Source organism: Photobacterium satsumensis (assembly GCF_050336935.1).
Classification (GTDB): Bacteria; Pseudomonadota; Gammaproteobacteria; order Enterobacterales; family Vibrionaceae; genus Photobacterium; species Photobacterium satsumensis.
The window spans coordinates 472,245-495,962 of the sequence record NZ_JAKJSK010000007.1 but is presented as its reverse complement, the minus strand read 5'-3'; the positions used below and the strand labels follow the sequence as shown (position 1 = coordinate 495,962).

The 23,718-nt window shown below is 43.9% G+C and carries 21 protein-coding genes; 10 read left to right on the top strand and 11 right to left on the bottom strand.

Features of this window, described 5'->3' with window-relative positions:
• Positions 1-367: 367 nt before the first annotated feature.
• Positions 368-1,198 carry a RecX family transcriptional regulator gene (locus tag L4D79_RS13895; RefSeq protein ID WP_428652154.1) on the top strand — a complete coding sequence of 277 codons (831 nt, stop codon included), beginning with the start codon at positions 368-370 and terminating at the stop codon, positions 1,196-1,198.
• 71 nt (positions 1,199-1,269) lie between these two features.
• Here the strand turns inward: L4D79_RS13895 and L4D79_RS13890 are convergent, their stop codons facing one another.
• A complete protein-coding gene (locus L4D79_RS13890; RefSeq protein ID WP_428652153.1) occupies positions 1,270-1,575 on the bottom strand; it encodes a hypothetical protein in 306 nt (101 codons plus the stop codon).
• Positions 1,576-1,798: 223 nt separating this feature from the next.
• Here L4D79_RS13890 and L4D79_RS13885 point away from each other — a divergent pair, with 223 nt between their 5' ends.
• Complete coding sequence (locus L4D79_RS13885; RefSeq protein ID WP_428652152.1) at positions 1,799-2,542, top strand: SGNH/GDSL hydrolase family protein; 744 nt, start codon at positions 1,799-1,801, stop codon at positions 2,540-2,542.
• A gap of 51 nt (positions 2,543-2,593) precedes the next feature.
• On the opposite strand, the gene L4D79_RS13880 is transcribed toward L4D79_RS13885, so the two are convergent.
• The 3 genes from L4D79_RS13880 to L4D79_RS13870 all read right to left on the bottom strand — a co-directional run bounded on the left by L4D79_RS13880 (position 2,594) and on the right by L4D79_RS13870 (position 4,331).
• Positions 2,594-3,199 carry a YigZ family protein gene (locus L4D79_RS13880; RefSeq protein ID WP_428652151.1) on the bottom strand — a complete coding sequence of 202 codons (606 nt, stop codon included), beginning with the start codon at positions 3,197-3,199 and terminating at the stop codon, positions 2,594-2,596.
• A gap of 181 nt (positions 3,200-3,380) precedes the next feature.
• Positions 3,381-3,773 (bottom strand): hypothetical protein, encoded by a 393-nt coding sequence (locus tag L4D79_RS13875; protein WP_428652150.1) that lies wholly within the window; start codon positions 3,771-3,773, stop codon positions 3,381-3,383.
• Between the two features lie 234 nt (positions 3,774-4,007).
• Positions 4,008-4,331: a hypothetical protein gene (locus L4D79_RS13870; RefSeq protein ID WP_428652149.1), complete on the bottom strand. Its 324-nt coding sequence runs from the start codon at positions 4,329-4,331 to the stop codon at positions 4,008-4,010.
• Between the two features lie 321 nt (positions 4,332-4,652).
• Here L4D79_RS13870 and L4D79_RS13865 point away from each other — a divergent pair, with 321 nt between their 5' ends.
• The 3 genes from L4D79_RS13865 to L4D79_RS13855 all read left to right on the top strand — a co-directional run bounded on the left by L4D79_RS13865 (position 4,653) and on the right by L4D79_RS13855 (position 8,471).
• A complete protein-coding gene (locus L4D79_RS13865) occupies positions 4,653-5,678 on the top strand; it encodes a LacI family DNA-binding transcriptional regulator (protein WP_428652148.1) in 1,026 nt (341 codons plus the stop codon).
• Between the two features lie 132 nt (positions 5,679-5,810).
• Positions 5,811-7,289: a Na+/H+ antiporter NhaC gene (gene nhaC, locus L4D79_RS13860; RefSeq protein ID WP_428652147.1), complete on the top strand. Its 1,479-nt coding sequence runs from the start codon at positions 5,811-5,813 to the stop codon at positions 7,287-7,289.
• Positions 7,290-7,298: 9 nt separating this feature from the next.
• A complete protein-coding gene (locus L4D79_RS13855; RefSeq protein WP_428652146.1) occupies positions 7,299-8,471 on the top strand; it encodes a MalY/PatB family protein in 1,173 nt (390 codons plus the stop codon).
• Between the two features lie 108 nt (positions 8,472-8,579).
• Here the strand turns inward: L4D79_RS13855 and L4D79_RS13850 are convergent, their stop codons facing one another.
• Positions 8,580-9,656: a DUF4331 family protein gene (locus L4D79_RS13850; RefSeq protein WP_428652145.1), complete on the bottom strand. Its 1,077-nt coding sequence runs from the start codon at positions 9,654-9,656 to the stop codon at positions 8,580-8,582.
• Positions 9,657-9,925: 269 nt separating this feature from the next.
• On the opposite strand from L4D79_RS13850, the gene L4D79_RS13845 reads away from it, so the two are divergent.
• The gene (locus tag L4D79_RS13845) at positions 9,926-10,900 is read left to right on the top strand and encodes an AraC family transcriptional regulator (protein ID WP_428652144.1); all 975 of its coding nucleotides are present in this window, start codon (positions 9,926-9,928) and stop codon (positions 10,898-10,900) included.
• Positions 10,901-11,092: 192 nt separating this feature from the next.
• Positions 11,093-12,412: an anaerobic sulfatase maturase gene (locus L4D79_RS13840; protein WP_428652143.1), complete on the top strand. Its 1,320-nt coding sequence runs from the start codon at positions 11,093-11,095 to the stop codon at positions 12,410-12,412.
• A 56-nt stretch (positions 12,413-12,468) separates the two neighbouring features.
• Here the strand turns inward: L4D79_RS13840 and L4D79_RS13835 are convergent, their stop codons facing one another.
• The 6 genes from L4D79_RS13835 to L4D79_RS13810 all read right to left on the bottom strand — a co-directional run bounded on the left by L4D79_RS13835 (position 12,469) and on the right by L4D79_RS13810 (position 19,132).
• Positions 12,469-13,491 (bottom strand): TRAP transporter substrate-binding protein, encoded by a 1,023-nt coding sequence (locus L4D79_RS13835; protein ID WP_428652142.1) that lies wholly within the window; start codon positions 13,489-13,491, stop codon positions 12,469-12,471.
• Positions 13,492-13,504: 13 nt separating this feature from the next.
• Positions 13,505-14,797: a TRAP transporter large permease gene (locus L4D79_RS13830; RefSeq protein WP_428652141.1), complete on the bottom strand. Its 1,293-nt coding sequence runs from the start codon at positions 14,795-14,797 to the stop codon at positions 13,505-13,507.
• A gap of 9 nt (positions 14,798-14,806) precedes the next feature.
• Positions 14,807-15,247: a TRAP transporter small permease gene (locus L4D79_RS13825; RefSeq protein ID WP_428652140.1), complete on the bottom strand. Its 441-nt coding sequence runs from the start codon at positions 15,245-15,247 to the stop codon at positions 14,807-14,809.
• Between the two features lie 118 nt (positions 15,248-15,365).
• Positions 15,366-16,895 carry a sulfatase gene (locus tag L4D79_RS13820; protein ID WP_428652139.1) on the bottom strand — a complete coding sequence of 510 codons (1,530 nt, stop codon included), beginning with the start codon at positions 16,893-16,895 and terminating at the stop codon, positions 15,366-15,368.
• Between the two features lie 103 nt (positions 16,896-16,998).
• Positions 16,999-17,925: a LysR family transcriptional regulator gene (locus L4D79_RS13815; protein ID WP_428652138.1), complete on the bottom strand. Its 927-nt coding sequence runs from the start codon at positions 17,923-17,925 to the stop codon at positions 16,999-17,001.
• 385 nt (positions 17,926-18,310) lie between these two features.
• Positions 18,311-19,132 carry a sulfite exporter TauE/SafE family protein gene (locus tag L4D79_RS13810; RefSeq protein WP_428652137.1) on the bottom strand — a complete coding sequence of 274 codons (822 nt, stop codon included), beginning with the start codon at positions 19,130-19,132 and terminating at the stop codon, positions 18,311-18,313.
• 307 nt (positions 19,133-19,439) lie between these two features.
• On the opposite strand from L4D79_RS13810, the gene L4D79_RS13805 reads away from it, so the two are divergent.
• From L4D79_RS13805 to L4D79_RS13795, 3 genes are all read left to right on the top strand, one after another.
• Positions 19,440-20,891: a PTS transporter subunit EIIC gene (locus tag L4D79_RS13805; protein ID WP_428652136.1), complete on the top strand. Its 1,452-nt coding sequence runs from the start codon at positions 19,440-19,442 to the stop codon at positions 20,889-20,891.
• Positions 20,892-20,907: 16 nt separating this feature from the next.
• The gene (locus L4D79_RS13800) at positions 20,908-22,674 is read left to right on the top strand and encodes a sulfatase (RefSeq protein ID WP_428652135.1); all 1,767 of its coding nucleotides are present in this window, start codon (positions 20,908-20,910) and stop codon (positions 22,672-22,674) included.
• Between the two features lie 116 nt (positions 22,675-22,790).
• Positions 22,791-23,513, top strand: a complete 723-nt coding sequence (locus tag L4D79_RS13795) for a GntR family transcriptional regulator (protein WP_428652134.1) — start codon at positions 22,791-22,793, stop codon at positions 23,511-23,513.
• Positions 23,514-23,718 lie beyond the last annotated feature (205 nt).

Genomic DNA, 23,718 nt, shown 5'->3' with positions numbered 1-23,718 from the left:
ATATACCCAAGCTACCTCAAGGTGCAGGATTCAGAGGGTTGTCAGCGCATTCAATACAAGGCGAAGGTTTGCAGAAATGGCATTCCCTTTCAAAAAACTTCAACGAAGGAGTGGATGGGCTGACACCCTCCCGAAGGGCGAGTTTTCTAAGCTTCTATACTGCGTTATTGTTTCTTAATTTAGAACCACTAGATCTTCAAAACAATGCCTTGTCTATAAGCTGATAAATTCTCGCTGAGCCTGCATATTGAAGTAGCTTGGGTATAAGGCGGTAAACACCTTGATTTACGTACTACTCCTTTGTTATAACCGCCTTCTCTAACTGTTTTGGCAACAAACAGACAGCAATACGAAACATCAGGAACTTATGACCTCTGAGCAGCCATCAAAAAAAAACACCAATAACAAAAAGTACTCTGCCCAACAGCAGCCCGCCGCAAAGCCTGCCGGTCCTAAGCCCGCCCAAAAGGTTGAAGACGTCTACGAATACGCTATCTGGTGGCTAAACCAACGCGGCTATTCCGTGATGAAGCTGAAAGAAAAACTGCATAGAAAAACCACCAACCCAGAATGGATCACCCAAGTCATCAACCGTTTACTAGAGCTTGGTTACCTATCAGATCAACGCTACGCTGAAACCTTCGTGCAATCGCGCAGCCGCTCTTATGGTCCGGCAAAGTTGGCTCAAAAGCTCAAACTTCAGGGTGTTAACCAAATAGACATAGATAACGCCTTACTGACCATCGATGAGTCTGATCAAGACGAGTTGATCACCCGGGTCATCAACAAATATGCCGGTAAAAAGAGTGCCAAAGATATTAGCTTACACTTGCGCCAAGAAGGGGTCAGTGCTTCGAGAGTAAAAGCAATACTGGCTCAATCGCTTGATAGTGAGCATGAGTTACAGCTGGCAGAAAAGCTGATAAATAAACACGAAAAGAAAATGGGAAGAACTGGCCTTATCCAAAAACTGCGCAGCGAAGGGATCGGCCAAGAGTGCATAGATCAATTGTTACTTAATGAAGCCGAAGAAGACGGTGTGAGTGACGATCAACATAAAGCGCTGGAGTTTCTCAACAAAAAGTATAAGTCCTCTATCACCGATTTCGCCGATAAGAAGAAAGCGACGGCATTCTTGGTTCGTAAGGGATTTAGCTTTTCTGATGCCAACTACGCACTTGAGCATCATTTAGAATAAATAAGTAAGGGGGGTGACGTCTAAAGCGTTGGTATCACCCCTTTCAACGGCTTTGCGATGGCATATTCTTGCTAGAGATAGAAGAGTTGCTCGTGCGTGACTCCCTCTTCTCCGAAGCTGATCAGCCCAGCCCCGACAATCTCACCAAGCTGCCACTTACACCAAGCCTTGTCACCATCAACCATTACCTCTGTGATTTCCATTGTATCTCCATGCTTTTTAAGCTCAGCGATATATTCATGAAGATCAGATTTTTTATGAACAACCCCATCTTTATCAAGAAGCTTGTAATCTGATGTCACATTATCAGCAATAACGTTAGCGTCTAAATTTGTAAATCCACTGGCGTAACCACCTAACTTATCTTGCGCTGACATAATCCTACCCTCGTATAGGCTTTACCCAGTTGCAGTATAGTACCTAGCCACCATGAAACCTGTAATCAAGCCATCACTCAATGTTATCTATAGTCGGTGTCTCTAGACTAGAGTCACTTCAAACGATGACCGTTTCCCTCTCTTATAACTGAGCCTACAGCCCAGCAGGATCGCTTCTATTATTAACCCTAAAATGGTAGGAAGAAGCCACTGGGAGTTTCTAATGCTACATCAACTTATCCTAGTAGTTATGGCACCCATTTTTTGGGTTCAAGGTAAGCATGTTCGTCGGTCGATTCCGTGCCTCAAAGAAGCTGAAGGGCCTCGCCGAGGGCAAAGTAAGAAAGTAGTCAACGCGCAAGGGAAGAGTGTTCCAATCAAAAGGCCGCTTCGGATATTGCTGCTTGGGGATTCTGCTGCCGCAGGTGTGGGTGCCGAGCATCAATCACAAGCACTATCAGGCCAGCTCATCTCGGCGCTGCAACATCAATTCCACGTGGAGTGGCAGCTGATCGCGAAAACCGGCTTTACCACGAAACAAGTACTGCAGTCTGCACTGTTGCACCCCAAACAAATGTACGATGTCGTGGTTATATCAGCCGGCGTCAATGACGTCACCAAGCCGACCAGCGCAGCAAAATGGATCAAGCAACAGCAGATTCTCACCAATACGTTACGCAGTCACTTCTCATGCCAACACATTATTCTCAATAAGATCCCACCAATGGAAGTCTTCCCATCCCTCCCCCATCCTTTACGTTGGTACTTAGGCAGCAAAGCAAAGTCTTTTAACAAAAAGTTGGCTAAATGGGTCGAGACACAACCAGATTGCGAACTGGTAAACATCGCAGGACCATTGGATGTTGCTCATATGGCCAACGACGGTTTTCATCCTGGTCCAATAATTTACCGGCAATGGGGGCAGGCTGTAGCCCAACTAATTGAAAAACGGTACGAAGAAAGATGAATGTGTGATTACCGATTATAGAGTCTAAGTGAAATCTAACTTAACGGGTTTTTATGCTTCAGGCTCTTCGTAATATTTCATCCGATGGGACGCTAAAAACTGACGGAACAAAATAACGTGCGATTCAGGTATGTCGACGGCTGCCGCAACTTGTTGGCCGTATTCAACCTGAAGTACTTTTCCTTGGTGCTCGGAAAGCCAGTGGCGCAATAGCTGCTCTTGCGAAAAATCTAAAGATATTAACTGAGTTATCATACTTTGCTGTACGCTAGTTTGTACCAGATCCATCGCTTTTTGCGCTGAGGCACTATAGGCCCGAACCAAGCCTCCAGCTCCAAGCCTGATACCACCAAAGTAACGGATAACAATCACCATAACGTCACCAACCCCCTTATGCTGCAACACATTTAGAATGGGCTTACCGGCAGTACCAGAAGGCTCTCCGTCATCAGACATAGCCGCACTACTGGCTGACGTTGGGTTTCCAATCAGATAGGCCCAGCAATGATGAGAGGCATCCGGGTAGTCCCTAATTGCCTGATTGCGCATTGCCATAGCGTCATCACGACTCTTCACATGAGCGACCCGAGCAATGAAGCGGCTCTTCTTAACTTCGTATTCAACGTCTATGGGCGCGGCAGGAACAGGGTAGTTCATGGCTTTACCTCCAGTTTATAAATATAGTAATTAGTCATTAGGCCCCATCATGAAATCATTCCGTCACTATCTCTATTTCATAACAGGCAAAAGGAATGATAAAAAGGTGTGTTAAATACAAAAAAACCGCTCAGATGAGCGGTTTTTATGCCCGAGCACAAGGCTATCGGTACTGGCCTGATTAAGCTTGTGGAGCAAACTCAGCGGCTGCTTTTCGGTGAGCGGTATAAATCGCCTCGCCATCGCTTTCTGCATCAAAAATAACAGTCACATCCGGCGAGAAAAGAATGACATCACCCACTTCAGCAACGTATTTATTGCCTTGCTTGTCACGCATTACGATCTTGCCTTTTGTCACGACTTTATATTCGACAGAATCATAAAAGTACTCGAATTCAACACCTGGTTGCATGGCGAAGTGGCCAATTGTCAGCGCGTTTGAATTATTGCTAACAGCAACTTCAGCCATCTGGCTTTGTAGGCCTTCAACCTCTAGAAGCTTGCTCAGATCATTCAATTTAAATGAACCCGCTTTCAATAGTGAAATGCCAGGCTTGTCAGTCAATGTTGTCATATTTACTTTCTCTATTATTTATATTTTGTGCTTTACTGGGTTGAAGACAGTTTACGCTCTACCAAATGGCAAACAATCCATTGAAAATGAAAATAACTATTACCCATAAGTAACAATGGTGATTACTAGGTATATAAACGGTGAGAAGCCGCGAGGAGAGTCCTTCAATCACGGCCATCCAGTTTGTCAGTTATCGTCGGTTTTTATCCATGCTTAACTCGCATGCAGTGCTGGTTACGAGCGGTTAGACGGAATAAAGCGCTGGGTTGATACAGTATTGCCTGCTTCGTCTGATGCTTCGAACGTCATTGATCGCGCGGCTTCAAAAGCGCTATAAACAAATACACGGCCAGACTCCGAGGTTATATACTGCTGGTCTTGCGCCCCTTTAACCGTGATTTCCATACCAGCTTGCGGTGCGCCATTATTTTCTACCGTTACCCAGGCCCCGCCCTTTTGTGGGACAACGTCTAGAGAAAGACCTGTGTTGCTACCAGCCAGTACAGAGCCAGAGAGAGTTGCTGCAGTTAGGGCTAGAGCTACCATTACTTTTTTCATAATTTCCTCAATATCGTGCTGCTGTCGCCAGTGCGACTTATTTTTGCTAAATCTTTTTCAATGAAGACGAACATGTGTTCGTTCGATGGGGAGTATTATATTCAGCTCAAATTAAATGATAATACACGCAAAAGTTAAATTACTTTTACTAAATGGTAATAATTAAAGTCTGGCAATCAACAGTTATATTCATCATCAGGCTCAAACAGGTGTGATCGGTGAGTAATCACCAGCCTTTGACCTACCTAACATCTTTCTGCCCGCAATCCCGCTACACTCCGCGCCGTTTATTCCTATAGCACATATTCAACATATAGATTTATGGCAACCATTAAAGATGTCGCCCAACTGGCAGGTGTTTCAACCGCAACCGTATCACGAGTGATTAACCGATCCGCTTATGTCGAGCCGGTTACGCTGGAGAGGGTTGAGAAAGCCATTAAAAGTTTAAATTACCAACGTGATGCCAGAGCGACGGCCCTCGCCAGCCGCTCAAACAACACGCTTGGTTTACTCACCGGTAATCTTGCTGACCCTTTCTTCGCCCTGATCGCCAAACATGTAGAAGAAGTGGCCCGGCAACATGGCTGCCAGTTAGTTGTGGTTAGTGGAGGTCATAACGCTCAGCGAGAAAAAGAGGGACTGGATTTTCTGATAAGCCAAGGCTGCGAAGCTATGGTGGTGCATTCTAAAATGCTCGACGATAGTACTCTGCTTAGATACAGCGCACAGCTGCCCGCGATGGTGCTACTAAACCGCACCATTCCGCAAATTGCCAACCGTTCGGTGTGGGTCGATAACCGCAAGGGAGCCGCCGAGTCTGTCCGCTATTTGATTGATCAGGGCCACCGCAAGATAGCCTGCGTTACCAGTGATTTACCCATAGAAGATAGAACCGACCGATTAGAGGGCTATCGCGATGCCATGCAACAGGCCAACTTGGTTATTGAGCCTAGCTGGATCATCAACCAAAACTTTAGTGAGCACGGCGGTGAATTGGCCGGTGAACAGTTATTCAAGCAATGCCCGGAAGTCACTGCTGTTGTTACCTTCAACGATGTAATGGCGGCGGGTTTGATGGCAAGCCTTCATTCACAGGGGCTGCACGTTCCTAATGATATTTCGATTGTCGGCTTTGATGATGTGCTACTGGCCCGTTATCTCTACCCTCGCCTATCTACCATGCATAACCCAATAGACGAGATGTCGACCCATGCCGCTAAGCTTGCGTTAAAGCTCAAAGCATCCGGACTCAACCCTCCGAGTGAGCATCAGTTTCAAGCGACATTAGTCGAGCGCCAAACCGTTGCAAGCCCAAGAAAGACGGTTTTAGCCGAAAAACTGTGATGAAACTCATATGTACACACGCCATGTAAGCGCTTACATGAAACCAGCACTCAGGTCTCATTTTACGATTGGGGCCGCTTTTAACATTGTGTCATTGAAACAAACCTGTACTGACTCAAAGAGGACAACACAATGACAAATACAAAGCCTCTGCCATCACTTTCACTGGCGATAGCCCCTATCGCGGTGATGTTTGGCTTACTGGCAATTGGTTACGGCATGCTTGGACTGCGTATCGAACCACTACTATTAGTTTCAGCCGCATTTACCGGCTTTATTGCTTTTCGCATGGGATACAACTGGGATGACATCATGGGGGCGATTGTTGAGAAGCTCGCCAAAGCCATGCCAGTTATTCTTATCTTGGTTTCGGTGGGTGGCCTGATTGCCAGCTGGATGGTCAGCGGTACCATCCCCTACATGGTGTACTGGGGCCTGAAGGTTATCAGCCCTGAATACATCTTGATTGCCGCCTTCTTTGTCACCAGTGTCGTCTCGGTCTGTACTGGTACCTCATGGGGTTCAGCCGGTACTGTCGGTGTCGCACTGATGGGGGTTGCCGCGGGCTTGGATGTTTCTCTTGCCGCCGCTGCGGGTGCTGTGGTTTCCGGTGCCTACTTTGGTGATAAAATCTCCCCACTTTCGGATTCTACCAACTTCGCTCCGGTTGTTTCTGGCACCACGCTTTATGAGCATATCCAACACATGCTCTACACCACACTGCCAGGTTTTGTCATCGCTTCAATTGTATTCTTCTTTGCTGGGCAGCATGGTGATGTTGCTGGTGTTGCCGAGCCACAGAAAGTAGTCGAGATCCTATCTGGCCTTGAAAGCCTCTATAACCTCAACATCCTGCTTGTTATCCCACCAGCGATGATCCTATGGGGTGCGTTAACTAAAAAACCCGTGATCCCACTGATGCTGAGCGCATCGGCTATCGCACTTGGCCTAGGCATGGTTTTCCAAGGCTTCAGCTTGCAACAGGGCTTCCAAGCCTATGTTGATGGCTTCAATATCAGCATGTTCAGCGCCAATGGCCATAGTGTGGATGCGATCATCCCGGACGTTGCCAAACTGCTTAACCGTGGTGGCTTATTCTCGATGATGAGCACCATCCTGTTAGTGTTCTGTGCCTTTGCTTTCGCAGGCATTCTTAGCCTAACGGGTGCACTCAATGTTGTACTGGGTCACTTCTTACACATGATCCGTACCACTGGCCAACTGATCCTCTCTACCGTTATCGCTACGATCACTGTCGTCTTCACGACTTCTGACGGTAAGTTGGCGCTACTTATCCCGGGTGAACTGTTCCAGAACGCCTATCGCAAAATGGGCCTAGATACCAAGAACCTGTCCCGTACCATCGAGGATGCCGGCACCATCATCGAGCCGCTAGTGCCTTGGACTGCTGCTGGCGTGTATATGGCAGGCACTTTGGGTGTCTCGACTTTGGATTATCTACCATGGGCAGTTCAGTGTTACACCGGTGTGATCTTCGCCATTATCTACGGCTTCACCGGCTTCGGTATTGCCAAGGCTCCTGTTAATCAAGAGCCAGTAAATAAAGAACAACAAGCAGAAAATCACTCAGCAATCGCTGAAGCGAAATAAGGTAACACCATGACAGTAACTTTCGACCAGGTGCATGACCGCCGCTCAACCGGCTCTCTAAAATGGGATTTCATGACTGAAAAGCTAGGCCTCGATTCAGAAGAGCGCCTACCGATGTGGGTATCAGATTATGACTTCCAAGCTCCACCCGCGGTACGGGAAGCCCTGAACCAGCGTATAGAGCATGGTATTTTTGGTTACGCCGAACGTAACAACGACTACTACCAAGCGATCATCAATTGGTACCAGCAGCAACACGGGATCAAAATAGATCAACGCTGGATCACTACAGTACACGGCGTACTACCTGGCTTATCAATGTTGATCCAGATGCTGACAAAACCAGACGACAAAGTGGTAATGCAAACCCCGGGTTACGGTTCGTTCCGTAAGATCACAGAGCTAAACGATCGTGAAATTGTCACTAACCCACTGGTTAACGACAACGGCGAATACCGGATGGATCTTGCCCACCTTGAGCAGTGCTTTGAACAAGGCTGTAAGGTGATGATCTTTTGCAACCCGCATAATCCAGTGGGTAAAGCCTGGTCGCAAAGTGAAATCGTGGAGCTTGCCGAATTGTGTGCACGCTATGATGTATGGCTACTTAGCGACGAGATCTGGGGAGACTTGGCAATGCCGGGTCATCAGTACCACTCGGCACTAACGTTGCCAGAGCATTTGCAGCAGCGCCTTGTCGTCGCCACGGCCGCGAGTAAAACCTTTGGCCTGTCGTCGCTACGGATCTCCAACTTCATGATCCCAAATAGCGAACTGAAAGCCGCATTTATCCGCAGGCTCGATGCCCACGGCATGGATGTCTATAACAGCTTGGCGATGTGCGCAGCAACCACCGCTTATCAGACTTCAAGCGATTGGCTCAATGCGCTAAAGCTATACTTGCAGGGCAATATCGATACCCTATCGACTTTTATTGAACAAGAACTGCCAGCGCTTCAATTCCAGCCACCACAGGCGGGTTACTTGGCGTGGGTTGACTGTACTCAATTGGGCATTGATGATGCCACCTTGGAAAAACGTTTGGTTGACGCAGGTATCGTACCCAGCATGGGTATTGCCTTTGGTACTGAAGGTGCCGGGTTTATCCGCTTAAATCTAGGATGCCCGCGCGACACCTTACTTGAAGCTTGCGAGCGACTGAAAGCCGCTTTGGCTGAATGAGTTTAATCCCTATCTGCTGTCTGTAATAAATAACTATCCCAGCATATGTGTAACGAACAAGGATCTGACACTGTCAGATCCTTGTTCCAAATTAAACGGACTCTCTGATTACTTCTCAACCCGGACTACATATGGAAAAGTATTCGGATGGCGATCAAAAGTATTTGCATTATCTGTTACCTGCCTGCCAACAAACATGCTTAACGCGGCATCCATTGCATCATCGCTAGGCTTACGGCCATTAATAGATTCAAAGGTATAAGCCGCCTCTGTACCCACGTTATATGGGATCATATCGGGTAATAGTTTAGCCGCGACAGAATCTGCGTAAGCAACTGGATTAGATATTTTATTATCAAGAATAACGGACCGCAGCACAGTACTAGAGACAGCGTAAGCACGTGATGGATCAACATCAGGACGATGTTGAATGTGCTCTGATATCTCCATTTTGTTATTAGCCATAAACATATGGGTTAGCAGAGGATGCGCTACCCTATTCACCTGAACCCACAGATCTGTCTGATACATGGCACTACTGGCATAAACATAGATATTTTTGGGTAACATTTTATTGGGGACTTCGACAACGATAACGCTACTTTGGAAGTCTTTGAATAAATCGACACCTTTACTGAAGGTCGATAGATCAAATTTTCCTTCTGCAAGAAGTTTCGTCATAAACCCAATGATCCCTTCAGAGTTTCCGACGAAAGTATCACGTGCTGCACCTGACCAGACTCGTATTCCGTTATCGAACTTAGCCTCCTGCCCAACTGCCGATTTTCCGATCTGCTGTCCTTTCGTTCCGACCGCTTGGTTTGCTCCATCAATAATACCAAAGACTAGATATCCATTGTCGAGATAAGCGGTAATGGTCAAACCATCGCCTTTTAATTCTTTGTTAGTTGCAATATGAAAACTATATACCCCATTCTCACCAAAAGCAGCATTGCCATCTTTACCTGTTGTTGGATTGATATTCATCATAAAAGAGGTATACCCACTCCTTTCAGATTCAAACACAAACATATCCGTCAGATCGAACTGGGGGTAATTTTTAGCAAGATCACTCTCAAAGTGGTGACTGGCAAATGAAGAAGTGGGATGAATAGCAGTACCAAATGTAAATACGATCAAGCTCGTTAACGATAGTGTTTTGAGTTTGCTAATAGAACTGGACATTTTGCTTTCCTCATTCTTTATTTATTCAAACCAAGAAGCAAATCAGTTAGACGGTTACAATAAATCAGCTTCGAATTAGGTATCTCTTTAATTTAAAATCACTTTTTTCCACTATGTTTCATGATTAAAGACTACCGATTCAGCATGTAGATTTAAAATGGTATAAAATACATTATTAGTGAATACTTCGAACTATCCATGATAAATAATCCATTTTATATGTCAGTTCGTACAAATAGATTGAATTTTTTATTAATAAGGGCTCTCGTATGTCCAACAATAGCAGTCCCTGTCACGATAGTGAGAGTTACTTCAGCGTAGCAGAAAGTCCATGTATAGACGTCCTGTCCGATGTTTTACGCGCTATACGACTGCACGCCAGTAGCTATTACTGTGTCGATTTCTCTTCTCCATGGGGAATCGATGAGCCACAAGCAGAATGCGGTACTTTCCATGCGGTGATCCGTGGAAGCGCTTGGCTATCTGTGGCGGGCCAAGACTCGCCCATTTTATTATCAGCTGGAGATATTATCGCTTTTCCCACAGGCACACCGCATCAAATTAGCGAACAGCCTAACAGCAATTTGATACCAGGCCTCGATGTGCTAGAGATGATACGACACAATACAAACCCTTTTGCTAACGGACCGAGCGTAGTCACTTTACTGTGCGGTTTTTTTCAATATAAGAAGAATACGTGGCTACCTTTGCTGCGTGATATGCCGCCCATATTGCATATAAAGTCTGATGTTGATCCTCAGCTTGACTGGATCAATAGTCTGGTCAAAGCGCTAGCATTCGAGTCTCGTCACCTTCAACCGGGAAGTGAAGTCATGGTGGATCGCCTTACAGAGGTTCTGGTTATCCAGATGTTTCGCTGGCATATGAATAATAAGCAAAGCTCCTCCGGTTACTTCCAGGCTCTTGCCGACGATCGACTCAGCAGAGCTCTCAGCTTAATCCACAAACAGCCATCGAAAGCCTGGACCGTGGAAGTTTTGGGGCGCTCTGTGTCTATGTCGCGGACTGCTTTCGCCAACCATTTTCACGCCGTGGTAGGCATGACCCCATTGGCTTACCTGAGCCAGTGGCGCATGCACATTGCCTATGAACTTCTTGCTGAAAGCAACGAGTCGATGCTTAGTATTGCTGAACAAGTGGGTTATAAATCCGAAGCTTCGTTTGGAAAGGCATTTAAAAAAATTATTGGCGTCAGCCCTGGAAAGGTACGTAGAAAGGTATAACCAATACAAATTGCAAAGCACTACCTGACAAACTCTAATTCAGTATTCAGTCAAAATTGCCACCGCCGCCGTTGTGTTGTTAGTCATAAAATCTCACATCTCTTAGCATCCATTTGACCAAGTTTTTAAGGCCAACTGATAACGCTATCAGGTATAATTACTGCCAGTTTTGCAACCAATGGCGAGTGAAAAATGCCTAGCCCTACACCACAACAAGTTAGTCACTGCCATGTCATGGCAAAGCCGAGCAGTTCAGTCTGTAACATCGACTGTACCTATTGTTTCTATTTGGAAAAAGAAAACCTATATCCCGAAAGAAAACAAAACTGGAAGATGTCAGAAGAGACATTAGAACTATATATCAAGCAACAGATTGAAGCCCAAGACAGTGACATCGTCGATTTTGCCTGGCAAGGCGGCGAGCCTACTTTAATGGGGATTAACTTTTTCAAAAAAGCAGTATCCCTACAGAAAAAATATAAAGAACATCGCCATATTAACAACGCCTTTCAGACCAATGCATTATTACTTAACGATGAGTGGTGTGAATTCTTCAAACAAGAAGACTTTTTGATCGGCGTATCAATTGATGGCCCGTCTGAGCTGCACGATACTTACCGAGTAAACCGCTCAGGGCGTCCAACCCACGACAAAGTCATTGAAGGCATTGCCCTGTTAAAGAAACACAAGGTAGAGTTCAATACTTTAACGGTTGTTAATGATCAAAATGCCAAGCAGCCAGAAAAGGTATACGACTTCCTTGTTGGTATTGGCTCAAAACATTTGCAATTCATTCCTCTGGTTGAGCGCCAATCTGCCGAAGTCACTGCCGATGGATTGCAACTGATTGATCCTGACTTTGATCAACTGGCTAACGTCACCCCTTGGTCGGTTTCACCAAAGCACTATGGTAATTTTCTAAACCGAATATTTGACCATTGGGTTACTAAAGATGTCGGCCATATTTATGTCAATATGTTCGATACAACGTTGGCAACTTGGTGCGACCAACCTGCCGGCCTTTGCGTCTTTTCGCCAACATGTGGCCACGCTTTTGCCCTTGAGTCGAACGGTGATCTATATAATTGCGATCACTATGTCTATCCAGAACACTTACTTGGCAATATCCATTCGCAAAGTATTCGAGAGCTAAACCTCTCTGATAAGGCTAATAGCTTTGGCCTCAACAAAAGAGACAAGCTCACCGCACAGTGCCAGCAATGTGATTTCCGCTTTGCGTGCCATGGCGGTTGCCCTAAGCATAGGTTTCACACATCAAAAACAGGTCAGCCAGGCCATAACTACTTCTGCGAAGGCTATGAAGCCTACTTCAAGCACACCGCACCATATATGCAGATGATGCGTGATCTGATCATGCACGGACGACCAGTCTCAGAAATCATGTTACACCTGCACCACCAACGTAATCAGCTCCAGCAACAAGCTATTGGCAGAAATTCACCCTGCCCATGTGGCAGTGGCAAGAAATACAAACGCTGCTGCGGACAATAAAAAAAGGTGTCACCAGCTTGGTGACACCTTGCTAACTTAATTAGCTCTTTTACGGTTTAGATTTCGGCTTCAGCGGTTGCTATCAATGCTTGGTACTTGCTTAGCCACTCATTGCCATAACGCGCCTCGTACCACTGCTGCATATGCAGGCGTGATGGTTCGAATGTTGCCATATCTTCTTCAGTTGGGTAATAAAGCTGGCCACCTGCCTTTTCGAAAGCTTCTGCCGCAAGCGACTCACGTTGCTTATTAAATTCTGTTTGCTGCTTCGCCGTCTGAGTCAAACCTTCTACCACAATTTCCTGTAGGTCTTCAGGCAAAGACTTCAGCCAGCGGTCGCTGACGAAAAAGAAGCCAAGCAGGTTGGTATGTTGATCAACATATCCATATTTCACGCTTTCGAACCAAGCAAACTCGATCATATCGTTTACCGAATTTTTCAGACCGTCAGCCATTCCAGTTGCCAGTCCGGTGTAGACTTCACCAAACGGCATCGACACAGGTACAGCGCCAATGGAACGAGTGAATTCTTGCTGTAGCTCAGATTGAATAGTCCGAATTTTAAGTCCTTTCAAATCATCGGCATTTTTCACTGGTTTATCCGTCGTAAAGAAGCTTCTCCAACGTGCTAAGTTCGACATAGCAACCAAATTACTATTGTTCATTTTGCCGATAAATGTGTCATGTACCTCTTTCACCAATGGCCCTTCGACAAGGTATTCGGCTACTTCGTCGTTCGGTAACATGTATGGCAGATCAAGTACCTGCAGCTCCGGGGCAAAGTTGGCTACGCCCCCCATAGAAACTTGGGCAATTTCTAGCATACCAGCCTGCACTTGCTGGATAGAATCCTGATCCCCTCCAAGCTGACCCGATGGGAAAATCTGTACCCGCAACCGCCCTTCTGAAGCTTCTTCTACATAATTTTTAAAGAATGTCGCAGGAACATGCCCCTTTGAGATATCTGACATTGGATCCTGGTGGGAATATTTAACAACAAAGACATCCTGCGCCACTGCTGGCAGTGATAAGCCCAAAGTTAACGCCGTAACTGTAACTAGTTTTTTTATAGTATCCATATTTAGACCTTTTTTAGTTCATGAAACCCATGAGGCGAGGTAAGAAAAGTGAAATTTCAGGGATATAGGTAATAAAGCCCAGCAGTATCAATTGACCGATCAGGTAGGGCATCACGGCTTTGATTATTCTTCCAACTGGGATATCTGACATAGACGATGCGACGAACAGCACAACACCAAATGGTGGTGTTATTACACCAATACTCAAGTTTATACAGGCGATAATCGCAATATGAATCGGATCGGCCCCTGCTTGAACCAATGGCGGTATCAGCGTTGGCCCGAGGATCAGTAGCGCTGCCCCTGCATCAAGGAACATGCCTGCAATTAAGAGTACGATGTTAAAGAGAATCAGCAGTACATACGGGTTATCTGAGATACCCAAGATAAATTGGTTAAGCTGCAAAGGAAGGCCAGACAACGTTAGGATCCAAGAGAAGACCAACGCAGAGCCAATCACTAGCAAGACCGTCGCCGTTGTAATACCTGACTTGATAAATAGATCCGGTAAGTCCTTAAGCTTCAGTGTCTTGGTGACAAATAAACATAGGATCAGCGAATATAGTACCGCTATCGCCCCAGCTTCCGTCGGGGAAAATGTACCACTCAGTATCCCACCCACGATAATCACAGGGGTGATCAAAGGCAATATCGCCTGCGAAACAGTCGATACAATCTCAGAACGAGAAACGGTAGTTTCACGTTTCGGGAATGCATACTTTTTAGCAAAATAAGCATTGATTGCCATGATCACTATGCAAAACAAAATGCCCGGTATAATGCCCGCCATAAATAAGGCACCCACAGACACATTCATAATAAATGCGTAGATAACCATAATGATTGATGGTGGGATAATGGGGCCAATGACCGATCCGGCAGCCGTAAGCGCGGTGGAAAACTCTTTCGGGTAGCCTTCTTTGGTCATCGTTGGAATAAGCATGGAGCCTACTGCCGATGTACTCGCAATGGCCGAACCTGTCAGTGATGCAAATAACACACTTACAACAGTATTCACTTGCGCTAAACCACCTCGCATCCGCCCAACCAGCAAATTTGCTAATTTAGCTAACCGCTCGGTGATTCCGCCTTTCCCCATAATTTCACCGGCTAAGAGAAAAAATGGTAAAGCAAGCAAGGTAAATGTATCGATACCCGCAAATAATCGTTGCGGTAACATATTTAAAAAGAAAGCCTGATCAGCTGCAATAAACCCGACCTGAGCAGCAAATAGCAAACACAGGAAGACCGGAATACTGGCAAACAGAGAAAAGAACGCAACGTAAATAAATAAAGGAGAAAACATATTAACCTCCTATTGAGCTTCTAGCTGATTATCAGGACTCGCAATATCAACTGCGTCGTCATTAATAAGCCATTGGCAAAGTATTTTTTCGACAATTACAAGTGTCATACCAATACAACCCACTGGAATCGCTAGGTATGCAGCATACATAGAGTAATCACTCAGCGTAGACATCCTCAACATCTTTCCCGTCTCGGCAAAATCAAAGCCAAACTTCGCCATGCTAACGAGTGTGAAGATGCTGATTACATAAACAAATAGCTCTAATGATTTACGCCATTTACCCTGTAAGCGATCCAATATCGTGGTAATTGATGGGTGCGCTGACTTACGCGAGGCGCAAATTCCACCAATGAACGCAACCCAAACCATGACATACTTTGCCGTCTCTTCTACCCAGGTGAATGAATGTGCAAAAAAACTTCTCGAGATTATTTCCAAATTCACCATAAATATAAGAGTCAGCAATAAAACAAGAACTATCTTACGTGCTATGAAGTCGACTACGTCGATACATTTACAATAACTAGATATAAATAGTTTCATCGTTCAATTTGGAATAGATGACTTATTCCATCTCCTCTAACTCAAAGCGCTCATACATTTCGCATGGCGCATCATGGGCTTGCATAATGTTTTTGGCGTGGTGTAATAGATTTAGCTCAACCTCTTTCTTACTTATTGGCTCTTGCTCATTAGGATCGTTCACTACATCAAATAAGCGAGTTCCATTATCGCTAAACCCAATACCATCATGACCTGGAGGTCGCTTGGAGTCATTTCTCGCTTTTATTTTCAGCGTTTCAATACCCTTGGTGAAATTAAATGGTGGTTGTAGCTGCATATCTCTTAATTCGTCGACCGAGAATGCACCACGCATATGGCACGGCATTAAGCGATATTCATATAGCTTCACGCTGTCTAAACGTTTAGGAAAATAGTGATAGGCATACTGCCCATCAGCAATCAGCATCGATCCACCGAAGATCCCAGAGACAACTACTCGATAATCAGTATTATCCTGCTCAACCACAGATAACAAACTTACCCCTTGAACTTCAGGTGGTCGTTCAATACCAAAGACATCCAAAAATGTCGGCATGATATCAATAGCTGATGTTGTATATTCTCGTTCTTCACCTGCTTTATCGGTGGTGCTCGGTGTATAAATCATCAGTGGAATGTGAGAAATTTCCTGGTACTGAGGCATCCGAGTTTTAGCCCACCAACCATGCTCAGATAATAAGTATCCATGATCGGTTGTCATGACTAGTGCGGTGTCTTCCCACATGTTATGAGCGTCCATATAATCGAGTAATCGACCAAGGTAATCATCACACATAGAAACTAACGCTGCGTACCGGGCTCTTACTTCCTGAATTTCTTCTTCTGTTTCAGTGACCCAATCATATGCCGGCCAGTCCATGACTAACGCATCTAACTTGTCGGTATATTTTTTTACATATTTTTCTGGGGCATGGAACGGTTCATGCGGGTCAAAGCACTCAAGATGTAGAAACCAGTTATCTTCAGTTTGGTTTTTATCTAGAAAAGAAAAAGCACGGTCAAAGCATTGATGAATAGGAAAATCTTCATCTTTAACAATATGCTGTCGGTTGATTAAGTGCTGGAGCTTGTGACAGCTTCGTGGATCACCAGCGAGGTTATAGTGTCGACTGTCATATTGTTCTTTAAACTCATCAACGGGTGGTGAAACTTCACCAATCCACTGGTCATACTCCTGCCCACGAATGAACTCCCAAGTGTCATATTTAGTATGGTAGCCTGCACCACCATCTTCAAAATAGTGAAAATGGTCAGTAATCAAATGGGAGTAGGTCTTTTTCTTTTCTCTCAAAATCACGGGCAGAGAGTTATCGTACGGCTCCATTGGCCCCCATGCAGAGTGAAAAAAATTATACCTACCTGTATGAAAATCACGTCTTGCAGGCATACACGGCATACTGCCTACGTAATGGTTATTAAACCTCACACTTTTTTGGGCTAATCGGTCAAAATTAGGGGTATCAATTGGACCACCGTAACAACTTAGGGCCTTTAAATTCAGTGAATCAAACAGTAAAAATATAGCTTTCATTTCATTCTCCTTGAGGAACTATTGAAGTATCACACTTCGAATTACCTTAGGAAAATTCAATATTAATATGGCTACATAACTTTATATTATACCAAAATAGCGATTAGACTTCCGTCAAAGTTTTTATATTTAAAACCACCTTACCCCTCAACATATCAATACAATCCTTGACATGCCCAAGTTCATATGCGTTAGCAGTATACATCAATCCTGAACTGAAACTTGCAATAGAGGATTCAATATCCAATTTTATTATATTATGATTTTTTGCAACATCGATTAATTGAATAGGTAATGACATTAACGAGTCAGTAAGAGAAAGTATTTCAAATGCCGAAAATAGCGAGCACACTTCAAATTTCACTTTAGATTCAGGGACTGGATATATATTTGGATCTTCAAAACCATCCTTCTGCTCATAATGGTTGAGATGAACCCACTGATAACTTTCTAATTGTTCCGAACTGATATTATCAACAGTTGATAATGGATGTTTGTCGTGAGCAAAAACACCAAATTTTACATCCATCATAGGATAGTAATTCACTAACTCGTCACGGTTTCTTGGTGAGTTAGGAATGGCGCCTAGAATGAAGTCAAACTCTCCATCTAGCAACTTCTGATGTAGAGCAGAGCTTTCTCCTGTAATCACTTTTATATTAACTTCTGGATAGTTTTCAAAGTACTCACTTAACATTCGGAACAGAACTTTATGACTCCAAACATAACCACAACCGATTCTGAGTGTTTTTTGTCGTTGCGCTTTCAGAGTCGCGAGTTCTTGCATCGCATTTTCATAACCTTTATGCAGAAAGCAGCTATGTTTGTATAATAACTTTCCATAGTCAGTAAGTTCGATACCTGACTTGTTCCGAATGAGCAACTCCGTTGATATGGACTCTTCCAATCGATGTAGATTCTGAGTTAACGCGGGTTGAGAGATATGAAGTGCTTTAGCTGCCTGTGTAATATTTCCTAGTTCAGCAACAATCCTAAACTGTTGAATTAACTTATATCTATGCATCTTCATTTATATTGTTATGTATCCTTGATATCAATATAAGCTATATGCAAAAACATTTCTGTGGATACTGTCAAAATAACCCAATATGCCGTGCGTTAACAGGTTATAACCCTGCAAAGCGTTATCTTCAACATTAACCAAAAACATAACACCCCATCGTAAAGTATTGTTTTTAATAACTATAAGTATAGTTTCTCAATAATAATTGTTTACATATTTTCCCTTTATCATCAATAACTACCCATAAATTATCTATTCAACTTATTACCTATCAAGCCCTTAGAAGGTATGTAGTGTGTACGATTGAAAGGCAATTACTCTCTGTCTAGCCAATATAGATAACAGGAACTAGTGACTCTTAACCCCTCCTAACGTCATTCTATTTATACCGTCAGATACTAATTAATGTCATCACTAGACTAATACTAATAATTGCAATAGAAACTAAATACATACCAGTATCCGTAATATTTTTTACCACTCTCACTGCCAATGGTACTCCGACAAATGAGCCAGCAACTAGCACCAGTGCCGTTACTATGTCACTTTGTCCACCAGTGCTATATTTAATTGCCGATATTCCAGATAGCACCAATGCAATCACAATGGAAGAGCCAACAGAGCGTTTTATATCAACACCTAATATAGAGTTCAACGTCGGCAATATTAATACACCACCACCAACACCAGTCGAGCCAATAATAGCTCCACACGCAGCACCTGAACTAATACCCTTTACTTTACTTCCACCTCGTATTGCAGAGGGCACATCGCCTGATTGGATTCTTTTCCACTTAACAATCATTGTGGCTAGCGCAAACATCATAATAGAAATAATCAGTACTTCAACAACACTATTAATCATCACACTGTACTTCGGGTTAGCTGTCATCCTTAAAATGACTTCTGTAATAACAAGTGTCACCGGAACTGCGCCTATCAAAACATAGAAAACTTCTTTCCAAGATACGTTCTTGGCAACGATATGAGACACGGCAGCGTTTATTTTAACTAGTGATGAAATAACGCTTGCAGTACCGACGGCAAGTACAGGGTTCATACCAAATGCTATTTGGAGAATAGGAATGATTAGCACTCCCCCTCCTACACCTGTTAAACCAAGGCAAAAACCAATGAGTCCTCCAAACATCAATCTTACTAATAGCTCATTAAAAGTCAGAGCTATAAATAGCCCATGATATAGTTCTTCCATTGTTCTTGCCGGCTTTAATTATACATACAGGAAAGGTAATCCAGTATTTAGGATCAACTTATGACAAAAAGCATAAACGATAAAATATATTTAACCCTCATTCCCCTCATTGGTGATTAATATGCTCATCATTGCTATTAAACAGATCTTAAGGCACCAGTTATTTGAACCATTTTTTTGAACTATTTGATGGGGATCTCATAATTACTGATGAGTAGATCTTGGTTGATCTAAAAATAGATCATTATAATGTTATAACAAAGATACATGGCTAAATTTCATTCTAATGACAACTAAGGGAAACAAGATGGACTATAGAGAAGTAGGCAAGCAGATAATCGAGCATTCGGGGGGATTGGCTAACCTCGCGCATGTCACCAACTGTATGACCCGCGTAAGAATGACCATAGTAGAAACAGATAAGGTCGATATCGATAAGTTAAAGGCCATCGAAGGGGTATTAGGTGTTGTTGAAGATGACACACTGCAGGTCATCGTTGGTTCAGGAAAGTCTACGAAGGTGGCACAAGCTATCAATCAGTTCCTTAAGTCCGGGGATAACGCCCAACTAGGCCTAAATAACGTTGAGGCTAAAGCAGCTGCTGCTCGTGCCAAGGCAAAAAAGAAAACCACCACCAAAGTGATACTGAAGCACATCGCTAATATCTTTGTCCCTATCTTGCCAGCACTCATTGCCGCAGGTATTTTGATGGGACTGAACAATGTGATCGTCAATTCAGCAGGTGCAGAGGCTTTAGCGAATAGTGTCGCAGCTGTTGGTGATTTGTCCCCGACCCAGGTTGTGCTCGAAGAGAAAGGTCTTCTGGGGCTAAGCCATTTCCTATCCGTTGTATCCAAAGCCCTCTTTGCTTTCCTCGCAATTTACACCGGTGTCACCGCGGCAAAAGAATTCGATGGCAACGTGATAACAGGCGGCTTACTCGGCGCCATTACCATTGCACCCGATCTACCGCTGCTTGGATTGATTCCAGGTCAGGGAGGACTGATTGGCGTGATTTTCACTGTTTGGCTGATGTGTATCTTCGAGCGTAAGGTTCGAGAATATATTCCTGATATTATTGATGTTGTCGCAACGCCGACCGTTGTTCTAACCGTTATGGCCTCTGCCCTACTGTTTGTGATCATGCCAATTGCCGGCGTTATTTCTGACGGTATCCTAACCGGTTTAACTACTCTTCTAGATACCGGCGGTATTGCAGCAGGTTTTGTTCTGTCTTCACTATTTCCCTTCTTGATTTCACTAGGCCTTCATCATGGCTTATTCCCAATCCATCTAGAAATGATCAATGCCACTGGTACTGCGCCGTTATTTGCAATCCAGATCATGTCTAATGCAGGTATGGTGGGAGCAGCAACTGCTGTTCTGGTACTAACAACAGACCCAATGATGAAGAAAATTGCAAAAGGGGCAATACCTACATCAATTCTGGCTGTGGGTGAACCAACAATATTTGGTGTCAATATTCCTGCAGGCTTCGCATTTATCACTGGCTCTATCGGAGCAGGTTTCGGCGGCATCATGGTGGTTTTACTTGGTGTAGAAACAAACGGTATTGGCGCTGCAGGCTTATCGGCACTGCCTTTGATTGCGGACGGCAAGTACCTTCAGTATATCCTCGCATGGTTAGTTGGCTGTTCAGCCGCATTTGCGCTGACCTATGTCACGGGCAAGATCCGCGGCTATGACAAAGAAGGTATCGAAGACGTAAAGCAGAACACTAGCGTTGCAGCAGGTTAATTTAAAAGGGTAATTTATGAAAGCTATCATGTTGATGTTTGATTCACTGAACAAACACATGCTATCTGCTTATGGCTGTGACGATACCATCACACCCAATTTCAAGCGGCTTCAGGAAAAAACGACACGTTTCGACAACTTTTATGTGGGTAGTATGCCTTGTATGCCTGCGCGCAGAGAGCTGCATACTGGACGCTATAATTTCATGCACCGTTCGTGGTCGCCATTGGAGCCATTTGATGACTCTATGCCGGAAATTTTAAAGAAAAAAGGCATCTACACCCATCTGGTCACTGATCATAAGCATTATTGGCGTGACGGCGGAGCCACCTATCACCCACGTTTTAGCAGCTACGAATTTGTCCGTGGCCAAGAAGGTGACAACTGGAAGGGAGTGGTTAAAAAACCTGACATCCGTTATGAGTCTGGCGAGCCAGAAGAAATTAAGAAACGGAAAATCACAAGTAGGACGCACCACCAGATCAATGTGAACTATATGAAAGATGAAAGCGATCATCATTTATATAAAACCATTGAACTTGGACTCGATTTCATTGAAACAAACAAAGATGATGACAACTGGTTTTTACAACTAGAATGCTTTGACCCCCACGAACCATTTTTCGTACCCGAGAAGTACCTGAAGATGTATGGCGTCGAGGAGGATGATTTCGATGGATTCCCGTCTTATTACTTCGTTACAGAGGATGAAGCGCAACAAGAAAAAATCCGGAACTATTATAAAGCCCTACTGACAATGGTTGACGAGCACGTTGGCAAAGTGCTCGACTATATGGATCGGTATGATCTATGGAAAGATACCATGCTTGTCGTGAATACTGATCACGGTTTCTTACTCGGTGAGCACGATTGGTGGTCGAAAAACATTATGCCGCTTTATAATGAGGTCGCCAATGTCCCATTCTTCATCTGGCACCCGGAATATCCACACCCAGGTGAGAGTCGACAAGCATTAGCCCAAACAATTGACATTGTCCCGACTATTCTTGAATACTTTGGCCAAGATATTCCCGCCGATATGGAGGGGAAATCGTTGGTACCAGCCATTGAGTCAGATAACAAGATTCGTGACTACGCCCTGTTTGGTTACCACGGCTGCCACGTAAACATCACCGACGGACAATATGTTTATATGCGGGCTCCAACAGTCCATGGCGCTGAGCACCTACATGAGTATACCTTGATGCCAACCAGGATAAACCGGCGTTTTACCCCTGAAGAACTCGGTCAAACAGAAATGCACCAAGGATTTAATTTCACTAAGGGATGCCCTGTTCTAAAAATACCGGCTTCATTTATTATCAGCGAAAACTCAGGCCGCTTTGGACATCGTCTATACGACCTCGTCGCCGACCCTAGTCAAGAGGCATGCCTCGAAGATAGCTCTGTAATATTAAGGTTGATGCAGGCGATGAAAGAGATGATGATACGAAACGATGCACCAAGTGAGTCATACATTCGTTACGGATTGGATGAGCCGCTAAGCTTGGAAAAGGTAGATCGTGAGCTAAACGAGGGTAAGTCGTTGACAACCCATTTAGATCATCTTCGTTTGGATAATTCTCTGCTTTTTGGTGCCTTATCGCTGATCCAATTCTTAGAGGGCATTGGAGAGCAAGATAAAATCAACACGTTATTGCAAGAATTGGAAGTCAACGAGCCTCTGCCAGAAACACTCAATAAATTTGTTATGGACCACATTGACGAACACCACCACTCCATGGTGTTTTACCGGATGGCACTTGAGATGAGGGTGAACTAAAAACACACGTGTTTTTCAAGCCGGTACGCTTGTGTTATATTGATATAACAAGCAAACAAAGTGCTTACGTTCAATGACGAGCGTACCGCTTATGACTAACATGAAAGTAACAAAGTATGGCAAATAACGAACTGGATCATTCTGCAGGAGCAAAGCCATTATATGCTCAACTTTATGATATTCTTGTAGATAAATTACATAAGGGTGAGTTTAGGCTTAATGAGACTATGCCAACGGAAGCAGAATTTCAAAGCTTATTTGGTGTTAGCCGAATCACGGCTAGAAGAGCCTTGGCTGAATTAGCAACCAATGGGTATGTTAAGCGTGAGCGTGGAATAGGTACTTTAGTCATCCGGAATACCAAAGCACCTGATATCAAAATTTCAGGAGTTGTGAAAAATTGTAAAAGTGCTTATCAAGAACGAGTGAATATATCTTTAGAGTTAATTACCCCTCCTGAGAATATACGCCGTTCACTACAACTTGGTGATGGCCAAGAGCTATATCTCTTGGTAAGGGTTCTCGAAACATCTGACGGAAAACCCGCACAAGTTAATTATGTGTTTATGCCGAAAGAGGTCGCTTCCCCTGAAATTGACGACTATAAGAATGGCTTGTATGTGTTTATCGAGTCTAAAGGCTACAGTATTGATAAATATCAAGAACGTGTGAGTGCTTTGCTTCCTAACAAGCTTGAACAGACATTACTCAATACCGATGAAACAACACCGTTATTAGTCAGGGAGCGCATCTGCTTCGACAGCAACAACTCGCCCATACTATTAACCATCGCTAAAAATATTAGTGAAGATTATGAATATATAGTCGACTACAGTTAACTGAAAATGTCGTATGAATATTGAGATATACCCAGATCATTGGGTATATTTCAATTAACTTTACTTTTGAAACACTTAATCGTCTAGGTTTTATTTGGTAAGTTAATTATATTACCTTACATTTTAATATATAATAACAAATTAGCTAATGACTCTAAGTCTACTCTTTGTTCTAATACACGATACTGCCTGAAATAATTATGGC